The sequence below is a fragment of the Aestuariimicrobium sp. Y1814 genome (genome assembly GCF_050113895.1).
Classification (GTDB): domain Bacteria; phylum Actinomycetota; class Actinomycetes; order Propionibacteriales; family Propionibacteriaceae; genus Aestuariimicrobium.
This window is the reverse complement of record NZ_JBNJRW010000003.1, coordinates 174,480-196,718: the sequence shown is the minus strand read 5'-3', so window position 1 is coordinate 196,718 and position 22,239 is coordinate 174,480. Positions and strand designations below refer to the sequence as shown.

General features: G+C 60.8%; 21 protein-coding genes. 6 read left to right on the top strand and 15 right to left on the bottom strand.

The genetic code is table 11. The features are described 5' to 3' along the window. The first annotated feature begins 102 nt into the window (after nt 1–102). Nucleotides 103–1,659 carry an IS21 family transposase gene (gene istA, locus ACQE3C_RS05025; RefSeq protein ID WP_434538081.1) on the top strand — a complete coding sequence of 519 codons (1,557 nt, stop codon included), beginning with the start codon at nt 103–105 and terminating at the stop codon, nt 1,657–1,659. Beyond that, entirely contained in the window at nt 1,656–2,408 is a 753-nt protein-coding gene (locus ACQE3C_RS05020) for an ATP-binding protein (RefSeq protein ID WP_434538080.1), read from the top strand. Before istA ends, ACQE3C_RS05020 begins: the two co-directional genes overlap by 4 nt. Before the next feature lie 104 nt (nt 2,409–2,512). Here the strand turns inward: ACQE3C_RS05020 and ACQE3C_RS05015 are convergent, their stop codons facing one another. The 10 genes from ACQE3C_RS05015 to ACQE3C_RS04970 form a co-directional block, all read right to left on the bottom strand. Continuing rightward, on the bottom strand, nt 2,513–2,695 hold the full coding sequence (locus ACQE3C_RS05015; RefSeq protein WP_434538079.1) for a hypothetical protein: 183 nt from the start codon (nt 2,693–2,695) through the stop codon (nt 2,513–2,515). Between the two features lie 584 nt (nt 2,696–3,279). Then, entirely contained in the window at nt 3,280–4,125 is an 846-nt protein-coding gene (locus ACQE3C_RS05010) for a hypothetical protein (RefSeq protein ID WP_434538078.1), read from the bottom strand. 96 nt (nt 4,126–4,221) lie between these two features. Then, nucleotides 4,222–5,730, bottom strand: a complete 1,509-nt coding sequence (locus ACQE3C_RS05005) for a lipopolysaccharide biosynthesis protein (RefSeq protein ID WP_434538077.1) — start codon at nt 5,728–5,730, stop codon at nt 4,222–4,224. Between the two features lie 68 nt (nt 5,731–5,798). Beyond that, the gene (locus ACQE3C_RS05000; RefSeq protein WP_434538076.1) at nt 5,799–6,797 is read right to left on the bottom strand and encodes a glycosyltransferase family 2 protein; all 999 of its coding nucleotides are present in this window, start codon (nt 6,795–6,797) and stop codon (nt 5,799–5,801) included. A gap of 10 nt (nt 6,798–6,807) precedes the next feature. Further along, on the bottom strand, nt 6,808–7,884 hold the full coding sequence (locus ACQE3C_RS04995) for a glycosyltransferase family 2 protein (protein WP_434538075.1): 1,077 nt from the start codon (nt 7,882–7,884) through the stop codon (nt 6,808–6,810). After that, nucleotides 7,881–9,173, bottom strand: a complete 1,293-nt coding sequence (locus tag ACQE3C_RS04990; protein WP_434538074.1) for a glycosyltransferase family 39 protein — start codon at nt 9,171–9,173, stop codon at nt 7,881–7,883. Before ACQE3C_RS04990 ends, ACQE3C_RS04995 begins: the two co-directional genes overlap by 4 nt. A gap of 65 nt (nt 9,174–9,238) precedes the next feature. Then, entirely contained in the window at nt 9,239–10,384 is a 1,146-nt protein-coding gene (locus tag ACQE3C_RS04985; RefSeq protein ID WP_434538073.1) for a glycosyltransferase family 4 protein, read from the bottom strand. Nucleotides 10,385–10,391: 7 nt separating this feature from the next. Then, nucleotides 10,392–11,306 carry a D-2-hydroxyacid dehydrogenase gene (locus ACQE3C_RS04980; RefSeq protein ID WP_434538072.1) on the bottom strand — a complete coding sequence of 305 codons (915 nt, stop codon included), beginning with the start codon at nt 11,304–11,306 and terminating at the stop codon, nt 10,392–10,394. After that, nucleotides 11,303–12,280 carry an aldolase/citrate lyase family protein gene (locus tag ACQE3C_RS04975; RefSeq protein ID WP_434538071.1) on the bottom strand — a complete coding sequence of 326 codons (978 nt, stop codon included), beginning with the start codon at nt 12,278–12,280 and terminating at the stop codon, nt 11,303–11,305. The genes ACQE3C_RS04980 and ACQE3C_RS04975 overlap by 4 nt, the downstream gene beginning before the upstream one ends. A gap of 33 nt (nt 12,281–12,313) precedes the next feature. After that, entirely contained in the window at nt 12,314–12,949 is a 636-nt protein-coding gene (locus tag ACQE3C_RS04970; RefSeq protein ID WP_434538070.1) for a sugar transferase, read from the bottom strand. Between the two features lie 432 nt (nt 12,950–13,381). Between ACQE3C_RS04970 and ACQE3C_RS04965 the strand changes: the two genes are divergently transcribed. From ACQE3C_RS04965 to ACQE3C_RS04955, 3 genes are all read left to right on the top strand, one after another. After that, on the top strand, nt 13,382–14,314 hold the full coding sequence (locus tag ACQE3C_RS04965) for an HAD family hydrolase (protein ID WP_434538069.1): 933 nt from the start codon (nt 13,382–13,384) through the stop codon (nt 14,312–14,314). 9 nt (nt 14,315–14,323) lie between these two features. Next, complete coding sequence (locus tag ACQE3C_RS04960) at nt 14,324–14,962, top strand: hypothetical protein (protein ID WP_434538068.1); 639 nt, start codon at nt 14,324–14,326, stop codon at nt 14,960–14,962. Nucleotides 14,963–15,280: 318 nt separating this feature from the next. Further along, nucleotides 15,281–16,588, top strand: a complete 1,308-nt coding sequence (locus ACQE3C_RS04955; protein ID WP_434538067.1) for an ISL3 family transposase — start codon at nt 15,281–15,283, stop codon at nt 16,586–16,588. A gap of 43 nt (nt 16,589–16,631) precedes the next feature. Here ACQE3C_RS04955 and tmk read toward each other — a convergent pair whose 3' ends face one another. Genes tmk through ACQE3C_RS04930 form a run of 5 tightly spaced genes read right to left on the bottom strand, consistent with a single transcriptional unit; the run spans nt 16,632 to nt 20,729 of the window. Continuing rightward, nucleotides 16,632–17,273, bottom strand: coding sequence for a dTMP kinase (gene tmk, locus ACQE3C_RS04950; protein WP_434538066.1), 642 nt, complete (start codon nt 17,271–17,273; stop codon nt 16,632–16,634). Further along, entirely contained in the window at nt 17,270–17,998 is a 729-nt protein-coding gene (locus ACQE3C_RS04945) for a hypothetical protein (RefSeq protein WP_434538065.1), read from the bottom strand. The genes tmk and ACQE3C_RS04945 overlap by 4 nt, the downstream gene beginning before the upstream one ends. Further along, nucleotides 17,988–18,932: a hypothetical protein gene (locus ACQE3C_RS04940; RefSeq protein WP_434538064.1), complete on the bottom strand. Its 945-nt coding sequence runs from the start codon at nt 18,930–18,932 to the stop codon at nt 17,988–17,990. Before ACQE3C_RS04940 ends, ACQE3C_RS04945 begins: the two co-directional genes overlap by 11 nt. Beyond that, nucleotides 18,932–19,735: a metallophosphoesterase family protein gene (locus ACQE3C_RS04935; protein WP_434538063.1), complete on the bottom strand. Its 804-nt coding sequence runs from the start codon at nt 19,733–19,735 to the stop codon at nt 18,932–18,934. Before ACQE3C_RS04935 ends, ACQE3C_RS04940 begins: the two co-directional genes overlap by 1 nt. Then, complete coding sequence (locus ACQE3C_RS04930; protein WP_434538062.1) at nt 19,728–20,729, bottom strand: thymidylate synthase; 1,002 nt, start codon at nt 20,727–20,729, stop codon at nt 19,728–19,730. The genes ACQE3C_RS04935 and ACQE3C_RS04930 overlap by 8 nt, the downstream gene beginning before the upstream one ends. Nucleotides 20,730–20,976: 247 nt before the next feature. Here ACQE3C_RS04930 and ACQE3C_RS04925 point away from each other — a divergent pair, with 247 nt between their 5' ends. After that, complete coding sequence (locus ACQE3C_RS04925) at nt 20,977–22,230, top strand: ISL3 family transposase (RefSeq protein ID WP_434538061.1); 1,254 nt, start codon at nt 20,977–20,979, stop codon at nt 22,228–22,230. Nucleotides 22,231–22,239: the final 9 nt, after the last annotated feature.

Here is a 22,239-nt window from a genome sequence, read left to right as displayed (position 1 = left end):
ATCGTGTGGTTGAGCGCCGGGGTTGGTGTGGTTGAGCGCCACCTGCTTCTAGGCTCCTTCCCGCCTATGTGAGGGCCACGTGGGCGGGAAGGAGTACCGGTAATGGTACGCAGGATCAAGGCGAAGTTGGTGTTGCAGCTTCGTTCGCAAGGGCTGTCGGGCAGAGCGATTGCTGCCGGGCAGGGCATGTCCAGGCACAGCGTGCAGGCGGTCATCGACGCTGCCGAAGGGGCCGGGTTGGGTTGGGATCGGGCGGAGGGGATGTCTGATGGGCAGGTCTATGAGGTGTTGTTCCCGGGCCGCGGTGTCCGGGAGAGCGTCTTTGCCCAGCCGGATTGGGGGCGGGTGCATCGGGAACTCGCCCGGGTCGGGGTGACGCTTCGGCTGCTTCATCAGGAGTATCAGGATGCGGCGGTGGGGGATCGGCAGCCGGTGATGAGTTACGACCGGTTCTGCCGGTTGTATGCCGACTACGCGGCCGTGCTGGGTGCTTCGTCGAGGGTGGGTCACAAGGCTGGCCGCAGTGTCGAGGTCGACTGGTCAGGGCCGACGATGGAGCTGCTGGATCCAACCACCGGTGAGGTGTCGAAGGTGTATTTGTTCGTGGCGTGTCTGCCGTTCAGCAGGTTGGCGTTCGTGCAGGCCTCGTTGGACATGCGGCAGGAAGCGTGGTTGCGGGCGCACGTGGCGATGTTCGAGTTCTTCGGCGGCACGGTCCCCAGGATCGTGCCGGACAACTTGAAGACCGGTGTGATCTCCCAGCCGCGTGAGGGGGAGGTCGTCCTCAACGACGCCTACCGGGAGCTGGCTGGGCACTACTCGGCGGCGGTGCTGCCGGGCCGGGTCAGGCACCCCAAGGACAAGGCCAGTGTCGAGAACACGGTGGCGCACGTGGCGACGTGGGTGATCGCGGGGTTGCGGAGCGAGACGTTCACCACCTTGTCTGGGTTGCAGGCCCGGGTCCGGGAACGCGTGGACGCCTACAACACCACACCGTTCCAGAAGCGGGAGGGTTCCCGCCGCAGCGTCTTCGTCTCTGAGGAGCGGCCGCTGCTCGGGGCGCTGCCGGCGGCGCCGTTCGAGATCAGCCAGTGGGTCTATGGCCGCAAGGTCGGCCGCAACGGCCACGTCGTCTGGTCGAAGAACTACTACTCGGTCCCGTTCGCCCACATCGGGGCGAAGGTCGACCTGCGCCTCACGCAGTCGATGATCGAGATCTACCGCGGTGATGAACGCCTGGCCACTCACTTGCTGTTGCCCTCTGGCACGTCGAACAAGTACCGCACCAACGATGCTGACTTGCCCGAGGGCCGGGGTTGGCAGCCGTGGGACCGGGCACGCATCGACGCCTGGGCGGACCGGGTGGGGCCCGCCACGAGGGCGGTGACTGACCGGGTGTTCGAGTCGGTCCCCATCGCCGAGCAGGCCCATGACCCGGCGCTGGCGATCCTGCGCCTCACGAGACGGTTCTCTCCGGCCAGGGTGGAGGCAGCCTGCCAGCTGGCGCTGCGGGGACCGGTGCGCAACATCCGCTATGCCCATCTGAGGCCGATCCTCGACACCGGGCAGGACAAGACCGGCCAGAGCGTCGAGACCGCCGCCGACGAGGTTGGCGGCTATGTCCGCGGCAGCGACTACTACGCAGGAGGGACCCGATGAGTGCCTCACTGCTGGACGTCGAGACCAAACGCAAGCTGCGTGAGATGAACGCCACCGACCTGCTGACCGCGATCGACACCCAAGACCCCGTGGTCTCGGCGGGGATGCCGTTCGAGGACAGATTCCGGCTGGCTGTCGATGAGGCCTACTCATCATTCACCCACTCCAAGGTCACCGGCCTGATCCGACGCGCCGGTTTGCGTTATCCGAACGCTGACCTGCGCCGGATCGACCTGCTCGAGGAACGTGGCCTGGACCAGAGCCTGCTGTCCCACCTGGGCTCCTGCCAGTTCGTCACCCGCCAACAGAACGTCGTGTTCCAAGGCTTCACCGGATCCGGGAAGTCGTATCTGGGATGCACCTTGGCGAAACGGGCCTGCGAGCACCGGATCCGGGCCCACTACATCCGGATGCCCGACCTCGAGGAGGCCTGGACCGCGGCCCAGGAACAGACCGGCGGAGCCGGGAAGTTCCTCCGCAAATACGCAGCCTTCACGCTGCTGGTGATCGATGAATGGCTCCTGGACCGCCCCACCGAATCGATGCGCGGGATGCTGCTGGAACTGATGGAACGCCGCTACGGCGAAACCTCCACGGTGTTCTGCACCCAATACCAGCAGAAGGACTGGCACCAGCGCCTCGGCGCCGGCGTCCACGCCGACGCCATCATGGACCGCATCGTCCACAACACCATCTGGATCGAAACCGGCACCTACAACATGCGCGAACACACCGCCGCGCAGACCTAACCCCGCAGGGTCAGCGCCGGTGGTGGCTCCCAACCACGCCACCACCGGCGCTCACCCGCACCAACGCTGGCGCTGGACCGCACGAACCCCCGGCTCCCACAGCGTCAAATACTCAATACCAGCAGAAGGACTGGCACCAGCGCCTCGGCGCCGGCGTCCACGCCGACGCCATCATGGACCGCATCGTCCACAACACCATCTGGATCGAAACCGGCACCTACAACATGCGCGAACACACCGCCGCGCAGACCTAACCCCGCAGGGTCAGCGCCGGTGGTGGCTCCCAACCACGCCACCACCGGCGCTCACCCGCACCAACGCTGGCGCTGGACCGCACGAACCCCCGGCTCCCACAGCGTCAAATACTCACCAAGGTCGTGCATGTCGTTTGATCCGGCGGTTCGGCAGTGGCTGAGAGCCAGTCCTAGCACGCCGGACACTGAGATCGCTAAACGGGTCGGCTGGGAGGAGTCGATAAGCACGTTCGGTAGGCATGTGCGACGATTGCGCCCCGAACACCGGCCGGAGGATCTCTCGGACCGGTTGACGTAGTTGCCCGGGGACGCTGCAGTGCGACCTGCCAGCCTGCAGGGCCTCGGGTGGTCATGTGGTGGGTGTGTCCGACCCGGTCCTGGTGGCTCCCGCCGAAGATGACGCCTTTGGGAAAAGGCGCCCTGGCGCCCGCCTGCTCCACTGGGAAGTCCCATACTCATGGCCGTGCGTGCTTCGGATCACCTTAACGCCCTGACAAGGCCGTCCCGCCGCCCCAGCAGGACGCAGCGCGAGGAGCCCTTAACGCATGCGGCGGCTACTCGCGACCCGTACCATTCTGGCCGTCGAGCAAGGTCTCCATATGAATCCCGACGAGCTACTACCCCGATTGGAATATCACATCAGGCTCACTCGATAGCGAGAAGTCGTAAACTCCACTCAGCTTGCCATAGGAATTATCTGAGAGCACCACGCGCTTTCCGAGTAGATGCGCCCCGATTCCGACATGGAGTCGGTCCGTTCTGACAAGACTGTACTGATCCAGTACGGCAAGAAGCATTCGACCCGTATTTTCATCATTCGTGCGATCACCATTGCGATAGGCCGCGATCGCCGACAGGTCATTGTACAACCGCCAGGGTCGGCGCACGCTTGACCGCTCGTTGTCGATCCGCATGACGTCAATTTCGTCGAACAGTAGCGAACGCACCGCTGCAACCCCGTAGAGAGCCAGTCTCGCAGCATCCTTTGGCCGCCGGAGACGCGGAGGCCTGATGCGCCCGCCCTCCAACAGCGATCGGACATCAAGGTTGAATGCCATATCGTGGTCTGCAAGAACCGTCGCACCGCCAGTGGCGTTCGCCAGCGCATGTTGATAAGAAGGAGTCTCACGAGCAAACAGAGTCACATTCTCACCCAGTTGCCGAAGGAGCGCCTCGTTTCCACGGATGCTAGATGGAAGAACTACAAGCTGCTCCGCACGCGAGTGAAGCTGACTGAGAACAGCCACCGCGCCACCGATACCCTGCGCCGGCACTAGTCCCCCACTGCCACTCACAACAACACAGGCTCCATCACGCACTTCATTGGCCGCGACAATCTCAAATGGCAAAGCCATACTATCAGCAAGGTCAAAGAACCCAAGGTTGATCAGTGCATCACCCGCGTTACCACCCAGCATTACGTACTGAATTGGCGCATACGAGTCGGAAAGACTGGCCAACACCTCTTGAACGCATTCTGACTTCACAATCTACCACCCATCTACGAGAACATTGGGGACATGCACAGCCGCACCACACAAGAATGAAGTTCGACGCCGTCACGATTGGGACACCAGGGACAGCAAGCGCCGAAATCCAACACTGCGCCAGAACACAGAAACATTTAGCAAGTTCGGAATCAACAGACACGCCAGAACGGAAACAATGAATCCACTCCAGCCTTGAGCGGAGACTTGTCGGGAGAGCGCCCAGGTGAGCGAGCCAGCCAACAAAGTGAGCAGTAGGCGCATGAGGTACTCGAGGTAATAGGGACGAACAGGTGATTCAAGTCCGTACCGAAAAAGAACCAATGGCTCAAGTGGGAGAGACACCAACAGCAAGCTGAGTATGCCCCCACCAAGAACGCCAAGTACTCCAAAGTGCTGCCCCAGGAACACCGATCCCAAGAGACCCACAAACAGCTCCGGCAAGGGCCTGAAGCGATCCTTCCAGTACAACCCCATTGCATCCTTGAACACCCAGAGGCTGTTACGCATACCCACAAGATAAAAGTTGATCACAATCGCTGCAACCACCGTTTCGTCGAATAGGTACTCCCTGCCGAGCCAGAGTGCAATGAAGGGATTGAACAGAACAAACAGGGAGACCGCGGCAGAGCTGTGAGCGAGATAGACAGCGGTGTCGACCGCGCGAAACGTTTCCATTCTTTTCTGCACCGGACCGAGGGCATTGAGATTCCCCACACTCGCGGTTACGGAACTGAAGGCTACTCCGAACACTACGCTTAATGCGCTGGTGATCAGCAAGTAGTTGGAGTAGATACCGACAGCGACAACACCCGCGAGCGCAGAGATCAAAACGCTATCAATCCCACCGCGAACAGCCCCGGAGACACGCAGGAGTACGAGGGCTTTCACATTTTGAATGATAGTTTGCCGGTCACTACTGCTCAGTGGGGGGGCAGGCCTTGCACGCAAGAACGGATACATCCTATCCACGCGTCGCGAGACCGCAACATTCTCGGCGAAGGTGAAAGCGACCTGGGCGAGCAAGAATAGCAGGTAGTCACCGAATGCAACCAGAATGAAGATTTGGACTGCATTCAACGCCAGGAAGAACCCATATCTGTAGATCGAGGTGATGTACCGCTTCTGATCTGCGATCAGGAAGGCGCGCTTGTAGGAAAAGAAGTATGTAATAGAAGAGTTCGCAACGAACAGCAGATAGATTGCTTGCAAGTTTGGGATGCTCGGCATCTCGCGAACGATCAACGGGAGGAATGGCAGTATTAGTGTCCCCGCGAACGCCACGGCAACTCCAATGGCGATGTAGGCCTTTCGGTAGACGCCCATCAAAGACAGCAGTCTACCTTCGTCGCGCTGTGCAAGCGGTTGATACATGCTGTACACAATTGCGGAGCCGATACCCAACTCAGCCACAGAGAGGACCGTGAGAATATTCGCAAACAGGCCGTTTATGCCAAGGTACTCGGCCGAAAGCGTGTGTACGAAGACTGATCGCGCAACGAATCCAACGATGAGGCTCAGAAACTGGCCAGCCAACCCATATCGCAAATTCCGCAAAGAGTTGGTGGTTCGAGAAGCCATTTAGCTACCCTCGGCCATCTCGGGGCATGGATTGTGCTGAGGTGCTGGCCACTGGAAGCCCCGCACTCTTAACGACCTCGATTCCGATGAGCCCTCAGCGCAAGGAAAGCATGCAAGAGCCGTGCGGTCGCCTCAAGTCCGATGATCCTGGCCAGCAGTCCAATGGTACGACCGTTCCGGTACGTATCAAAAGGGAGCAAGAATCGACCCTCCCGCACCACCGGTCGCACCTGCCGGCGAACCGCTCGATCCAGCCCTCCATAAAATGCTAGCGCGATCGTGTATTGGTAACAGCAGTAGCTCAGGTAGTCTCTCACGTAGTCTTGGGGGCGACCCGAGTCGAGAACACGGCGAGATGCTTCGAGAACGGTATCAACAACGTGTCTTACATTCTCTGCCCCAATATTATCGGTGATGGATCCGCTCCTGTTCTTCCGGTACATATAGAAGGGAAGCGGGATATAATCAAAAGTTGCTCGGCAGGTGATGAGGCGCAGGAACCACTCCACGTCCTCGGAAAAGATCCCCAGCTTGAAGTCGAGCTCGTGATCGATGAGAAACTGCCGTCTGATCAACTTCGTGCAAGCACTGGGTCGCACATCGCCACACTCAACCATGTACCGCAAAATCTCTGTTTCCGAGGTCCCCGCGACCCTGTCGCGGTCCCACTCCACGTCGCCAAAGACGCGCTCATCGGTCGCTTCGTAGTACCTCATTGCGTCAAAGAAGAGAACATCCAGTTCAGGGCGCTCATCGAACGCTTGAACACAAATCTCCAGACTCCGCTCGCCCTCCCAGTAGTCGTCGGAGTCGAGGAAGACGACAAGCCTGCCAGTGGCACGGTGCAAGCCGGCGTTGCGAGCGCCCGATAGCCCTTGGTTCTCCTGGTGTATCACGGTGACGCGCAAGTCCCGCGCAGCGAAGTCGTCTGCGATCTGCGGACAGGCGTCAGGCGAGCCATCGTCCACCAAGATAACCTCGATGTTGCGGATCGTCTGAGCAAGCACACTCTCGACGCACTGCACTAGATAGCGTTCAACGTTGTAGATCGGGATGATCACGCTCACCGTCGGAGCCTCAGTGTGAGTTTCCACGATTCCTCCTGGCCCGCAGCGCATTCATGGTCCACAACATTGCTCCGACGACTCCAGCCTGACGATACTTCGCCGCGGTAAAGAATAGGCGCCAGGGCGTTGGCAGTGGTCGCAAGGGCAAGGTCTTCACCGCCTGACGGTAGTCTGGGTCACTAAGGATAGCGTCCACCTGTCGTATAAATGCTCTTCGGCTGAGACCCGCGCTCAGCGCGTTCAGCCCCAGACCGATGACACTGAATGCAACACGATTCCTGAGCGCCTGCTCGAAGGACTCGCCCAACGCGTGCTCCGCGATGTGACTTCTCATCAACCGATGGAGCTCTCCCCATTGGCGCTGAAGGTCCGGTCTGTACCGTGTGGTTGAGGACGTCGTGTTATCGCGCCGATAGTGGTACATGAACTGGTTTAAATAGACGGAGCTTGAAACATGTGTGAACACCTGCAGATTGAAAAAAGCGTCCTCGGTACCGATCAGGGCCGTGTCAACGAACCTGACCGAGTGATCCTCCATGACCTGTCGGCGGTATAGTTTTGCGCAGGCAGTTACCAACGCATCCGCATTCTCTGGGATCGACAATTCTTCACCCATCAGGCCGACCATCCGCCGGCAGATCAGTTGACGGCATTCTTCGGGACTAAATGTGCGTTCGTTAAAACCAAACAGTCGTTTCGGTATAGAGACTCCTCCTTGATACTCACGCACGTATGGCCAAAGCACGACATCAGCCTGTGTCCTACGCGCGGCGCGAAGGGTCACGGCGAGAGTGTGGCGGTCCAGCCAGTCGTCTCCATCGAGGAATGTCACAAACTCACCCTTCGCGAAGCCAAGCCCCACATTTCGCGCCCCGGACAGCCCAGTATTCTTCTGGTGATGGACGCGGACACGGGAGTCATCCAGTGCGAATGCGTCGCAGAGCACCGAAGAACCGTCGGTGGACCCGTCGTCGACCAGGAGCAGCTCGAAGTCCTGATGTGTCTGTCGGAGTACACTCATAACACATTCGCTTAGATACGGAGCCACGTTGTAGACAGGAACAATCACGCTGACGTCGGGTGTCACAGTACTCCCCTCTGACTAGGGTGTCTATGATCGCGCTCAAGTTCTCCGGTACTTCGGATGTACGACCGCTGTCTTCCGGCAGCGAGGGACGCGTACACCAGAATAATCTCGAGCGGGAAGAGCTTGGCGCGGTGCCGCATCGCAGTACCGTAGGTACTCACACCTAGGGAGAAGATCACGTAGCTGGCTACAATCGTGGCCAGGACTCCGAACAGCAGCGTGTCAGTGCCCGGCTTTCCCGTTCGGCATCGCCGGTAGCAGGCTACCAACATGTACACCATAAACAACCGAGGAAGCCCTTCGACCAGCACGGCGATCGCTGTGCCGGGAGAGGTCGCCTGCCACGGTAGCGGGCTCAACGCAAACATAACGAACCGGTAGGGTAGCTGCACCCATGACTCGAGGGCGGGGTTCAGATAGTAGGTCGTGGCTTCCGCTGCATCAGCACTCCCTTGAGCGTCATCCAAGATGCTGCCGACATCGCTGAGGTCACCGAACTTGGCGAGCAATGGGGCGGCTGCCGGGGAACTGAGGAGTAGGAACATCGTCACGGCGAAAGCTGCGGTGCGCACGATCTGCAGGCCACCGCGGTTCTTGGCCCGGATAGCCAGGTAGGCGTATGCCACCGGCACCGCGATCACCCCGGAGTGCATCAGAGTCGCGGCCAGCGAGAGAATAATCGCCAGAGCGACGTGGATCAGATGTCGATCTCGCCAGAAGCGGAGGAAGCAGTAGAGGGACGCGGCGACCAGCATCTGGATTGGCATTTCTCGGAGGAACGTGACCGACAGTACGACCTCGTTTGGCCACGCCATGAACAGCAGCGCGACGCGTTGCGCTGACAGCCGGTCCCGAAGCAGGATCTCGGCCGCACCGTAGATGAACCGGAAGGTCATCAACGAGGTGATGAAGACGAAAAAGTACATCTGTTCTGAATCAGCTCCGAACAGCGAGTACACCGTGCCTGTCAACCGCGTGAATAGATCCCAGTCGGAGTTTGTGAGGATATGCAGGACATCACCATTTGCTTCTTGTGCTACTTGTGACCCGAATCTGTGGTAATATTTCCAGTCCACTCCGCTCAAGGGCAGATTCCTGAAGTTGACCTGGTACACCAGCAGCCCGAGCTTCACGGCCAAGATCAACGCGAACAAGTGCAGGTACCTACTGCCGTCCAGAACCTTGGTGTTGGTCCAGACGGCGAGCCCGGTCAGTACCGCCAGCAGTGCCACCGCCGCCGGCGCGACATTCAATGACAGGGTGGCCGCCAGCACGAACAGCGACGCCATGACCGGGTATCCGACGACGGCGGGGTCCCCCGACGGGAGGGTCGACAACTGCAGGCGACGCGCACTCACGCGACATCACCCACCGACGCATCGTCAAGCCCGTAGACCTCCATCAGCCCTGCCGTCACGGCGTCGGTGGAAAAGCCACGAACTCGCTCACGATTATGAACGGCCATGCCGCGCCGTACGACCTCCTCCGATGCCAGCGTTTCGAGGGCCTCGGCAAATCCGGCCACATCATCGGCTCTCTCCACCACAACGCCACCCTGGCCTTGGTCGACCAGATCGACACTCCCCCGGATCCCCGAGCAGACCACCGGTTTGCCCGCGGCCATTGCTTCCATCAGAGCCAAAGGCAGTCCCTCGCGGAACGAGGGCAAGCAGAAGACGTCGGCCACGCCCAATACCTGGGGAATGTCTCTGCGGTAGCCCAGAAACTGCACTCGCCCGTCCAGGCCCAGTTCACCAACCAGATCGGCCAGCTCTTGACGCTTCGGGCCGTTACCGCAAATCAGGTAATGCAGCTTCGGCACGGCACACTGGGCCGCGGCTTTCAACACCGTGGCGTGGTTCTTGTTCTCGTTCAGTTCGCCGATTGAGAGGACGACGAAGTCCGACTCCGAAAGACCGAACTCGCGACGCAGCGCGGCGCCGGGGGCAGGAGACTCCCCGAAGCGCCGCAGGTCGACGCCCACCCCAGGCACGTACGTGACTCTACCCGGAGCGAACCTGGTGGCCCGCGCGTGGTCTTGCTTGTTGATCGTGACCAGCACGTCCGTGAGCCTCGAGAAGATCCGCTCCAAGGGGTAGTAGACCAGCCAGTTCAGTGGCGGCGCCCCGTCATAGAAGTGGAAGCCGTGGGCTGTGTAGACGAGCCTCGCTCCTGCGGCCCGTGCCCTCCGACCCACCAACCGGGTAACGATTCCTGCCACCGGGGTATTGCAGTGGATGAGGTCGTAGTCACCGTCGCGCACGATCGCGCGGAGTCGCTGGAAGGCCCGGACGTTGCTCAGCGACAGCGGCGAACGGTCAAAGGGGACGTCGAAGACCCGGTCAGGAGCGGTGAGCGTCAGCCCACTCTTCTGGGACAGGTTGTCGCGCGCAGCCACGTGCACCTCGTAGCCGTGTTCCTGCAGGAGCCTGATCGCAGGTTCATGGAACTGGGCGATGTGGCTCTGCACCGTCGCTGTGAACAGCGCCTTCTTGGGCATACTCAGTTCACTCCCACACACTGCGACGACTTGTCAGGTTCGTCAGCACGGCTGCGAACAGCCGCCGCGCGTTCCTGTCTGACACGAACGAGTTGTGCGGGGTGACCAGGCAGCGGTCGAACCCCCACAGCGGGCTGTCGGCGTCCAGGGGTTCGCGTTCGAACACGTCCAGCGCCACCCCGGCGAACCTGCCGGCTTCCAGAGCTGCCACCAGCGCTTCCTCATCGATGACCGCACCGCGGGCCACGTTGACGAGCATCGCGTCGTCCTTGAGCATGGCCAGCCTGCGCTCGTTCAGCAGGTGGTGTGTGCTGGGCGTCAACGGAACCGTGAGCACCACGAAATCAGCCGACGCGAGGGCCTCGTCGAGCCCCTCCGGGCCGACCACTTCGTCCGCAAGCGCCGAGGGCGCCGGGTGCTGGCGCACCCCGATGATCCGGACGCCGAAGGCGCGCAGCCGCTTGGCGACCTCCTGGCCGACATCCCCGAAGCCGACGATGCAAGCGGTGCGCCCAGCCAGTTCGGTGAGGTCGCGCTGTTTCTCCCACTTTCGCGCCGCCTGGTTGTGGTGGAAGAAGCTGGCGTGCTTGGCAATCTGCAGCACCTGCATCACCACCCACTCGGCAATCGGGACACTGTAGACCCCACGGGCGTTAAACACCGTGACCCCACGGGCCTCCAGGTCGGCCACCGGTGCCCGGTCGAGGCCGGCGCTGGTCAGTTGAACCAACGTGAGGTTCGCGAACTGTGCCTGGTCGTGGTGCAGGAACAGCGCATTGCAGACGATTCCCTCGGCCTCGCTTGCTCCCTCCGGGAGCGGGGCTTGCTCGTCCGCGACGTACACGACGTCATGGCCGAGCGCCCTCAACTCGTCCAGTTGGCCCTGGTCGGCACCGAGCGCAGCTGTCACCAGCAGCTTCATGCGCTCTCTGTCGCCTCATCCGGAACCGTGACCAGCCGCGAGATCGCATCAGCAACACTGACCCGCATCCGGCTGAAGGCTGCCTGCGGAAAGCCCACGGGCACCTCATTGCCGCCGGTCAGGCCGGCGACCGCCACCTTCGCCGCTGCAGCGGCAGCACGTCGGGCACTGATCTCGCCGACCACGCGGCCCACGGTCATCCGGTTGTCTTCGAAGAACCATTCGTCCTGCTGGGTGAGGAACTCCTCGTATGCACGGATCCTGGCCACCTCGTGGAGGAACAGCGCCTCGATCTGCTTGAGGTCTGACTCGGAATTCGCCATGCAGAAGCTGCGCGACAGGATCGCCATCGACGACCCCATACGATGGTGCTCGGCAATGATGGCTTCAGCCGGCAGGTCACCGTGACCGAGGCGGGCGATTCCACCGAATCCGCAGGGCAGCCCAGCCTGGGCGAGGCGCTGCATCAGGTGTTCCACCGTGCCATTGGCCAGCAAGTCGAACATGAACGGCAGGCCGTAGCCCAGGTGCAGGTCGTTGAGACCGATGTGGACGTAGTCGATACCTTCCACCGTGAGAATCTCGTCCAGGTGCTCGACCGCGCCGGGGGTCTCGAGCAGCAGGCAGGTCTTGGCGCGCCCGCCGACAGCCTCGACGAACTCAGCCACCTCCTGACGGTGGTGGAAGAACGGGAGCATGACGATGTCGGCGCCGGCCTCGATAACGTCATCGATCTCACGGGGGGACTTGCTGTGAATCGGGTTGACCCGCACCAGCAGCTTGGACGTGTCGAGCACCGCGCGCACGGCACGGACATCTTCGAGGGTGTGGCCCGAGATCACGGTGTCGAGGTGGCCCTGCCGGTCGTGCTTGCCGATGATCTCGAGGTCGACGAAGATCCAGTCGACACCACTGGCCTGGGCGATCTTGGCAATCCCCGGGTCACGGGTGATGTACATCAGGTTCATGGACATGGCAGTTCCTTCACAAACAGTTCGACGGGTGTCTCAGGCATTGCTGTCGGTCTGCGGGAGGGGGGCCGCGGTGCGAGTGGTGTTGACGTTGTCGCTCATCGCCAGGACCTTCCTGACGGTACGCACGAAGATGCGCAGGTCGAAGGCAGCTGACAGGTGATCGACGTACTCGACGTCGAACTTGATTCGCTGGTGCCAGTCGACGGTCTTGCGTCCGTTGACCTGGGCCCAGCCGGTGACCCCGGGGCGCACGTCGAATCGGCGACGCTGCTCGCTGGTGTAGTCCTCCAGCGGCCACGGGTGGTAGGTGAGGGTCGGGCGGGGGCCGATGATCGACATCTCGCCCTTGATGATGTTCACCAACTGCGGAAGCTCGTCGATGCTGGTGCGGCGAAGCACCCGGCCCAGCGTGGTGACACGCGCGTCACGCTTGGCCTCGTAGACGCCGCCGGCCTCGGCGCCCACGCTCATCGTGCGCAGCTTGTAGATGGTGAACTCTTGTGCGTTCAGGCCAAGCCGCTGTTGGCGGAACAGGACCGGCCCTGGGGAATCCAGCTTGATCGCGATGGCGGTGGCGAGCAGCAGGGGGCTCAGCACGACGAGTGCGGCTGAGCACACCGCAACGTCGAGGGCTCGCTTGACCCTGACGTACTCAAGGGGACCGGCCACCCTTGCCCTCCATCTTGCGGTTGGCATGTGTGCTCTTACGAGACACTGCGAGACGACCCCAAGTTGAGACATCGTCTTTCATGTGTGAACGCTAGCGCACGGACAACAGCGTTCTGATTGGGGCCCGGCAAATGGACATCCGGGGGTGTGGGGCTGGGGTTGGAGGGTCAGGTTCAGCGCTCACCCGAGGCGGGTGTGCAGTGGTCCCTGGGGCATGCCGCGGCCGAGGCTGCCCGGGAGCCGTTCTCCTGTGGTTCCACCGCACTGCTTGCGCCTGAGCCCTAGGCTGCGGTGATGGACAACACCACCGCCTGGCTGCATCAGGCGTTCCAACCTGCTGGAGCCGCCGACGACCTGACCGTGACCCTGGTGGCTCAAGGGCCGAGGCACGTTGGTGCTGAGTGATGCCTTGGAGTTCGCCGGACCACGGCCATGATGGCAACTCGAGCGCTGGATGCGAGGGGGCTTGAGGTGGGAGTCTCGCGTCAGACTCAGAGACCGGGAGCCACAAGGCTTCTTGTGACGGACTTGGATAACACCTTGTGGGATTGGTTCGAGGCCTGGCACGGCTCCTTTTCCGCGATGCTGTTCGAACTAGTCCAGGCCACCGGGATCCCGCAGGAAGTCCTCGAGGACGAGATTCGAACGGTTCATCGGAAGTACCACACCACGGAGTACTCGAACCTACTGAATGAGCTGCCCTCTCTGCAGAAGGTCGCTACTACTCAGGAACCGTGGCGATCCTTCCCCCGAGCGCTCGAGGCCCTCCGGAGTGAGCGCCGAAGGCTCACGAAACTGTACCCAGGGGTACTCGAGACGCTGACAACCCTCCGCTCGTCCGGCTACAGGATCGCTGCCTACACGGAGTCTCTTGCCTATTGGACGGAGTGGAGGATTCGGCGGACGGGACTTGACGGCATCATCGACGTGCTCTATTCGGCACCTGATCACCACATGCCTGATGGTGTTTCGGCCACAGATCTTCGATCTCGTCCGAGTACGTACTACGGCTTGAGAGCCACCGAGCACCGGCACGTGGAACGAGGAGTGCTGAAGCCAAACGTCGGCGTACTGGAGGGGATCGTGAGAGACCTTCACACCGAGAAATCGAACACGGTCTACATCGGGGACAGCCTCATGAAGGACATCGCAATGGCCCAAGCCGCCGGGGTACCCGATGTTCACGCCAAGTATGGAGAAGTCCAGCATCACCCGGGGTATGAGCTGTTGCGGCGGGTGACGCACTGGACAGAGGAAGACGTTGAGAGGGAAAGGCTCCTCGCGAAGCAGCGGGAGATCGTCGTGCCAACGAGCGTGTGCCAGGATCGATTCGACGAGATCCTCAGCCACCTCCCTTTGCCCTAGACTTCCGTTGTGACCCACCCCGTCCCCGGCCTGGACCCCGAACACTCCGAGTTGGAACCGTCCGAGGCACCAGCGGATACTGACACCGTCTCTTCCACCGAGGCGCTTCGTCACTACGTGGAGTTGTGGCGAGTCTCTGTCGACGTGCAGAAGCACTTCAACGACATCGAATGGCGCATCCGCGGCTTGGCCCTGACGGCAGCGACATTCGCCCTTGGCGCAGCGGGAGTCGCCGCTCAGTCCGGAACTCGATTCGGACCTATCAGTTTGGCAGGTGGAATCCTGCTCCTTGGCCTCTTGCTCTGGTATGCCTTCTACTACGTGGATCGGTATTGGTATCATCCCCTGCTGAAGGCGGCAGTGGCAGAAGGTACCCAGCTGGAGCAGAGCGTCGCCCGCTTCCTGCCGGGCGCGGGACTCACGGCGGGAATCACTGCGCGAAGCCCTCAACCCGCCAATGTGTGGGTTCGGTTCTTTGGCTGGGGACGCTGCCACAAGAAAGAAATTGGGCCGAAGGGGACCGTCTACCTGATGCATTCGGATCACAAACTGCGGTGGTTCTATGCGGTGGGAGCTTATGCACTGGCCACTGCCGCAATGTCCTTACAGGTCGTAGCACTCATCGACTGGTGGCCGCGATCTGCATAGCCCGATCCAACACAGTCGTGGCAGACGGCACCGGCACGTACCCTGACCGTAGTGACCACCACCCGTCGCTATGCCGGCTTGTATCACCGGAGGTGCCCCAGACCAGATGACGGCGGCGCTTCCACACCGTCTGCCACGGATCGAACTCCTCCTCCGGGTAGATCCACGCCATGGGATCCCGGTTCGGTACCGATAGACCGTACTACACGGCTCTTCTCGAACGAGGGTGTAGTCGGATGGGCGCGTCGGTGACCGGGTAGGGGTCGAGGTCTCCCTGAGGATGGAAGTTCTCACACTGACCACCCGGAAGACCTCGACATGTCCCACCCTACTTTCGATGTGCCCTGTTTGACCACGTTCTGCGGTCTCGACGAACTCGGCCTGGAGGCTGTCGGGCAGCGTCTGGAGCCGGAGCGGGCGGTGATCGAATGCCGCGTGATCGAGCCGGACCGGTGGTGCCGGGCGTGTGGCTGCGTGGGCGTGCCGCGCGACACGGTGATCCGTCGACTGGCGCATCAATCGTTCGGGCATCGGCCCACGACACTGCTGATCCGGGTTCGGCGTTACAAGTGCTGCGAGTGCGGCCGGGTATGGCGCCAGGACACCACCGCCGCCGCGCCGGCGCGGGCGAAGATCTCCCGCGGCGGGCTGGGCTGGGGGCTGGCGGCCCTGGTCCTGGATCACCTCTCGGTCTCGCGTGTCGCCGCAGGCCTGGGGGTGTCCTGGCAGACCGTCAACGACGCGATCCTCACCGAGGGCAGACGGCGGCTGATCGATGACCCGACCCGGTTCGAGGGTGTCACCACGGTAGGCGTTGACGAACATGCCTGGCGACACACCCGCAAGGGTGACAAGTACGTCACCGTGATCATCGACCTGACCCCCGTGCGTGACAAGACCGGCCCGGCACGGCTGCTGGACATGGTCGCCGGCCGCTCGAAGGCCGTGTTCAAGGACTGGCTCGCCGCCCGGCCAAAGCCCTGGCGGGACAAGATCGAGGTCGTCGCGATGGACGGGTTCACCGGCTTCAAGACCGCCGCCGCCGAGGAACTGCCCGCAGCCACCCCGGTCATGGACCCCTTCCACGTGATCCGCCTGGCCGGTGACGCGCTGGAGAACTGTCGCCGCCGCGTCCAGCACGACATCCTGGGCCGCCGCGGGATGAAGGGCGACCCGCTCTACCAGGCCCGACGAACCCTGCTCACCGGCGCCGGGCTGCTCACCGACAAGCAGCAGGCCCGACTCGATGCGCTGTTCGCCGACCAACGACACACCGAGGTCGAAGCAACCTGGGGTCTCTACCAGGACATGATCACCGCGTACCGGCAAAAGGACCGAGGCCTGGGCCGGTTCGTCCTGGCCCGCACGATCGAGAAGATCCGCACCGGCGTCCCAGAACAGCTCGTGGAGGTCCGCAAGCTCGCCCGCACACTCAACCAGCGCGCCGCCGACGTGCTCGGCTACTTCAACCGGCCCGGCACGTCGAACGGGCCCACCGAGGCCATCAACGGCCGCCTCGAACACCTCCGCGGGACAGCCCTCGGCTTCCGGAACCTGACCCACTACATCGCCCGCTCGCTACTCGAAGCAGGAGGATTCAGACCCCAACTACACCCTCGTTCGTGAAGAGCCACCAAACGACCCCACACCTCCAGATGAAAGATCGAGGCTAGCCCCAGATTTGCTCCCACTGTACCCAGACGGCCTCTGCTATATCCAGGACCGAATCGGTGGCCGAGATGATTCGCACATTGTCAGCGGCTCGAAATTGCTGGATCGCCTCATAATAGTTGGCGCGAGCGGCCTCAAGCCGCGAAAGCTTTTCGAATCGATCATGGACTATGCGGGAGGTTTCGATACGTCGAATAGCCAGCGAGGGATGTACGTCCAGGAATATCGTCAGATCCGGCCGAAGGAGATTAGTGCTGACTGAGTTGGCGGCTTCCACCCAATCCGAACCAACATCCCCGCCGTGATAGGCGTGTGAAGACAAATGATACCGATCAGAAATTACAATGATACCTGCATCCAGCAATCCAAGCACCCCATCTGCATCATTGGTCAAATGATCAAGTCGATCCGCGGCGAATAGTGCCGCTATCGTGCGATCATCCATTGAGACGCGGCCCGAGAAGGCGTTACGAATAAGCGACCCAATTAGTGATGAAGTCGGCTCTGCGGTAACGTGCACACGATGCCCCAAAGACACGAGCCGATCAGCTAAGTGCTGTACTTGAGTAGATTTTCCAGAGCCGTCGATTCCCTCAAAAACAATAAATGGTGCACGCGACGAACGACGCTGACCGTTCACCGCGTCGCCACAGCCGGTGCGAGCGCCGCGGCCAAATCAGAGTCCCTGGTCGTGAGTAGGCTTAGTTCGCGTCCTCCGAGTTCGTCGGGGTCGACGGCATCTATTAGAATGTCGAGGAGCTTCTTCCGACGCTCCGGTTGGCCGATGAAACTCCCCGCGTGTGCCCAGATTAGAGAGGCCAGACAGAGCAGTGCGCAATATTGATTGTTTGCGGGGACCGGGACCCCGACCTCAAGGAAAATCTGAACGATCTCGTTAGGTATACCCATGCCCCAGGACTGAAGAAGGCGCAGTGCCGTGGAGTGAAGAACCTCCCGAATCAATGCAAGATCGCCGTTTCTTGCCAAATCGGAGGCGGGGAAGTCCGTTGTAGTCGCAACTGTGAAACCTGGGTCACTGGCAGTGAACCTCTGCGCATTGAAGGACAGCTTCGCCAAGAAAGCAGTTTCCAAGTCGATGTTGCCCTGATATGCAATTTTTAGGGTGTAGATAAAGATGTCAGCTAACTCTCCTGGGGCGTTCGACATTAATGCATCAAACGAAAGGTCTCCCCGGTCAAGCTTCTTTACGAGATTAGCCAACTCCCCCACCTCGCCGGCTAGAGCGAGAACGTTATGGACGAGGGCCCCAAAATCCTGGCTAGAGTAAGGGCGGGACCAGTCAAAGGTGGTACTCCTCCGCTCGTCAAACTCACGTTGCATGGCAACCATCTCATTAAGTTGCATCGTCGATCCTCCACGTTGTTATGCGTAGTGCACTAATCACTTCATCAAGTCTCTCTTCGAACCTGCCTTGGAGGCGCTCAAGGGTCGCACCGTGGGTTCCCCGACTCCTTGTTGACTGAACAGCCGTGAGTTCGGTCAGCGCGGAATTAATCCCTGCCTCAATTGCGCGCATTTGAAGGGTTTCAGCAAAACCACCAAGTGATATTTGTCTACTAAATTCTGTGGAGAGCGCTTCTAAACCGCTGGTGTCGACCACGGTCTCACGATGTCTCTTGGATTCCAGAAGTGCTATCACGGCGTTGAAATCCTCAACCTCAAAAGCGGTAGCCACAATCTCGCCGATTTGGAAAGGATTCAAGCGGTCAAGTTCGCTGACGGCATGATTGCCGAACCCCTCGTTTGCGTGAGCTCTAAAGGCAAATAGTGTCAGCACCCCAGTCTTCACAGTCGGAAACTGATTGGCGAGCCGGTCCGCCACCAACGACAATTCGGCAAGATTGATGGGAAGAAATTGCTTCACTTCGAGTGCGCGGAAGTATGCGGTAATGAACAAAGTCTGAAGCGAGTCTGCTTGGAAGCCGGCTTGGAGAACCAAGAAGCTAGGCAACGCCCCGTCGCCACTGCTCATGATGTCTTTGCCGTCAACGAGCGAAACGCAGGCGCGATTGCTCGTTGGCTTTCGTTGCAGCTCCTCCTCGAGGAAACTCAAGGCATCTCCGTGGCGAAATATGTACTCCCCGTGGTTGAACCGTAAGTGCAGAGGACGCGTATTTGATTGCCAATCCTTGGCGAACTTCAGGTAGTCGGAAACAAATCCGTCCCGCGTCGGCAAATCAACTTTGACGGAGATTGTCATGTTCATGACGGGTTGAGCTTCGCAGGCGTTAATCGCCTGTGTGACCGCCCCTCCGATGTCAGTCGTTTCGATCAACATCAGTTCATCTCCATTGGTGTCGACTCAAATGTTCGTGAGTTCTCATGATACTTGAAGGAGAGGCCCTCCTGAAATGCGGTATCGGCGAATCGGTATATCGCAAAGTGATTGTTCATATTTGGATCCGGTTTGTAGCCGAGTGAGCCCGTCCCGGCGACCAGAGTGCCCAATCTTCCGACTATGAGCGATTGGTTGCTATGGACATGTCCATGTAGTATTGCAGTGACTCCCCGCGCCGCGCAAATGTTTAAAAGGTCGTACCCGTCAACGAGGCTCTGACCTCCGTAGCGGCTCGAGATTGGACTGTCGTGCACGAGTACGATTACAGGAGCACCTGGATGGTTTTGTAGAGCGTTGCGTAAATGATCGATCGGAATCCGGCCTTGCGCATGGTCGGCTTCAAAATAGGAGTTCACCAACACGAAGTGATAGCCCTGTCGAAGCATGGAGACAACAGGTTGTCTTGTGGACCATCGCATTTGGGAGTCGTTGGTGACTCTGAAAACGAACTGGTTAAAGGCGTCGAAAGTCCCGCCAGAGATGTCGTGATTTCCCGGACAGAATACGATCGACTCGGGCTGGAGGGTGGACTGGTGCTCAGCCAGCGCCCGCTGAGCGCCATCGAAACCGACCTGCTCTCCTCGGTTTGTCACATCTCCCGAGATGGCAAGAATGGTCGGGGCGCCCAAAGTGTGTGGAATCGAAGCCTGGATTGCCAGGCGCAGCGCGACCACGGGAGTCAGTGAAGAGTCTCGTGCCGCAAAGTGCAAGTCACTAATATGGATGATGTTCACTTCACCCATTGCTTCCGCCATAGAACTCTACCCAGTTCTGAATAACCGTCTTAAGCATTGTGTTACTAATTCCTTCGATCCATGTGGTTGGATCAAGGTTAAGCCGTCGCGCCCTTTCTGCGGCCATCACCCTGAGCCAGTTACGATATGCGCGGGGCCCGGTGAACAGGTCTTCGGCGGCGACGATTTCTTCGAAATTATTTGCAAGGCTCAATGTGGTTATGGCTATTGCCAGATTGGTTATCACTCCTCGACTATCTTCGAAGGGTAGCCTGAGGTCGTCGTCGTTGATGAACTCCGATGCTCTCTTATAGCTGAACCGTGGCCGATCGGTGTCGTAAATGTGCAGAGAGTCACTGAGATGGAAGTATTCGCCGACTTCTAGGCCAAGCCAGCCAGCAAAAACTTCCTGTATAGTTGTCCACTGAACAAAGTTGTAGGGTAGCCCACGGATCAGATCGTTCGAGCGCATGACCTGGGTCCAATAGAGTCTATTGTCCGAAACCTTCAGTAGCGAGGTTATATTGCATGGGATGTCTCTGGATCGTGACTGGCCGTCCCGACCGGGCAGGTCGCTTCGTGGGTCCCAGATGCTGAGAACCGCTTGTCTTGACTCCGGCGTTGAGGTTAGCGCCCGATATGTCTGTTCTAGCTGATCGATACCGAAACGACTTCGAAGCCGCTCCCCGTAGGCGCCATATACTGCAGCGCTAGGGCCCACGAAGTTCGAATAGGTGGTATTCCAGGGAGAGAGGAAGGCGAGGTCGTTCCTGCCATCCAAGATCCAAACGGTTTCAGCCAGCGCAAAGGCCGGGTTGATCGGAGGGGTTCTCGCGGATATCCATCTTTGGCGCGGGTTTTCGAGGGAGAAAGTTACGTGCAGCGCCTCGGCCGAAGCGCCTTTGTCTCTGCTGGCACGAAGGCTGGGCTCGGATTTGAGGGATTCCCAAGCGTCCCTGAACAGCGTATTAGCACTCTCCCCGCGCAATGCGATGCTTCTCATCTTCGGCCCTTGTCTAGCGTAGTTGAGCCTACTCTAGTACATGGCTATGGGGCTCTTCGGATTTGAGCGTGGGTGACCTGTCTTGAGTGCGGTCGGCGTGGCGGTGTGGGGATGAGGGATCGGGGCCTTCAGGATCAGGAACGACCAAGAACCTGACCGAGATGAAGACCCCGACATGGATCAGTGTAGATGTGATGCCGGCGTGCCTTGGTGTGCACGCGCGGACGCGATGTTCAACGTTGCTGGGATGCACGTCCTGGCAGTCGAGCACCAGCAGGGGCGGCTGGTGGTGACGGTGGAGACCGACGCGACGGTGGCCGGCTGCCCGTCCTGCGGCGTGATCGCCGTGGGGCACGGCCGGCGAGTGCAAGAGGTCGCCGACGCGCCGTGCTTCGACTTGCCCGTCCGTGTGCGCTGGCGCAAGCGGATCTGGCGCTGCGCCGATGCCGACTGTCCCACGGGAACGTTCAGCGAACGCCACGAGCTGATCGCCCGTCGCGCCAAACTCACCGCCCGGGCGGTGGGGTGGGCGACCGACGCCCTCGAGCACGACGACACCACTGTGTCGGCGCTGGCTCGTCACCTCGGGGTGGACTGGCACACCTGCTGGGTCGCCGTCGAGACCGAAGCGCTGCGCCGACTGGCCGATCCCACCCGGCTGGCCGCAGTGGGCACGCTGGGGGTGGATGAACACATCTGGCGGCCCAGCAGGATCGGGGACGCGAGCCGGGCGGTGACCTCGATGGTCGACCTGACCAGAGACGCGAACGGGCACCTGCACGCGAGACTGTTGGACGTGGTGCCGGGACGGTCCGGCACGGCCTACGCCGGTTGGCTGAAGACGCAGGAGGCCAGCTTCGTGGCCGGGGTCGAGCACGCCGCGCTGGACCCGTTCCGCGGCTACGCCAACGCGATCCGCGACGAGCTGCCCGATGCCGTCGCCGTCCTGGACGCCTTCCACGTCGTCAAGCTCGGAACCCAGGTCGTCGACGAGGTCCGTCGCCGCGTCCAGCAGGACACCCACGGCAGGCGAGGCCACAAGGACGACCCGCTCTACAAGATCCGCGGTCTGCTGCGCCGGGGAGCCGAGCACCTGTCGGACAAGCAGACCGATCGGCTCAACACCTGCCTGAGACTCGGCGACCCCGACTTCGAGGTGACCGTCGCCTGGCACGCCTACCAGCAACTGCGCTCGATCTATCACACCGCCGAACCCGCGAGGGGGCGAGCGGTCGCCGACCACGTCATCGACACATTCCACGCCTGCCCGATCCCCGAAGTCGCCCGGCTGGGGCGCACACTTCGGCATTGGAAGGCACACGTGCTCGCCCGATTCGATACCGAGCGCATCTCCAACGGCGGCACCGAGGCCGTGAATCTGATCATCGAGAAGACCCGACGTCTTGCCCACGGCTTCCGTACCTTCGCCCACTACCGAATCAGAATCCTCCTCGCAGCCTCAGGCCGACGCGCCTACCGACGTGCCGCGACCCATGCCTAGATCCGAGAG

Coding starts and splice junctions, on each gene's coding strand:
- ACQE3C_RS04985 (WP_434538073.1), bottom strand. CDS start 10,384: ATGCCCAAGAAGGCGCTGTTCACAGCGACGGTGCAGAGCCACATCGCC.
- ACQE3C_RS05020 (WP_434538080.1), top strand. CDS start 1,656: ATGAGTGCCTCACTGCTGGACGTCGAGACCAAACGCAAGCTGCGTGAG.
- ACQE3C_RS04975 (WP_434538071.1), bottom strand. CDS start 12,280: ATGTCCATGAACCTGATGTACATCACCCGTGACCCGGGGATTGCCAAG.
- ACQE3C_RS04925 (WP_434538061.1), top strand. CDS start 20,977: ATGCACGTCCTGGCAGTCGAGCACCAGCAGGGGCGGCTGGTGGTGACG.
- ACQE3C_RS04940 (WP_434538064.1), bottom strand. CDS start 18,932: ATGTTGATCGAAACGACTGACATCGGAGGGGCGGTCACACAGGCGATT.
- ACQE3C_RS04930 (WP_434538062.1), bottom strand. CDS start 20,729: ATGAGAAGCATCGCATTGCGCGGGGAGAGTGCTAATACGCTGTTCAGG.
- istA (WP_434538081.1), top strand. CDS start 103: ATGGTACGCAGGATCAAGGCGAAGTTGGTGTTGCAGCTTCGTTCGCAA.
- ACQE3C_RS04955 (WP_434538067.1), top strand. CDS start 15,281: ATGTCCCACCCTACTTTCGATGTGCCCTGTTTGACCACGTTCTGCGGT.
- ACQE3C_RS04935 (WP_434538063.1), bottom strand. CDS start 19,735: ATGGGTGAAGTGAACATCATCCATATTAGTGACTTGCACTTTGCGGCA.
- ACQE3C_RS04980 (WP_434538072.1), bottom strand. CDS start 11,306: ATGAAGCTGCTGGTGACAGCTGCGCTCGGTGCCGACCAGGGCCAACTG.
- ACQE3C_RS04945 (WP_434538065.1), bottom strand. CDS start 17,998: ATGCAACTTAATGAGATGGTTGCCATGCAACGTGAGTTTGACGAGCGG.
- ACQE3C_RS04990 (WP_434538074.1), bottom strand. CDS start 9,173: ATGGCGTCGCTGTTCGTGCTGGCGGCCACCCTGTCATTGAATGTCGCG.
- ACQE3C_RS05005 (WP_434538077.1), bottom strand. CDS start 5,730: ATGGCTTCTCGAACCACCAACTCTTTGCGGAATTTGCGATATGGGTTG.
- ACQE3C_RS04965 (WP_434538069.1), top strand. CDS start 13,382: ATGATGGCAACTCGAGCGCTGGATGCGAGGGGGCTTGAGGTGGGAGTC.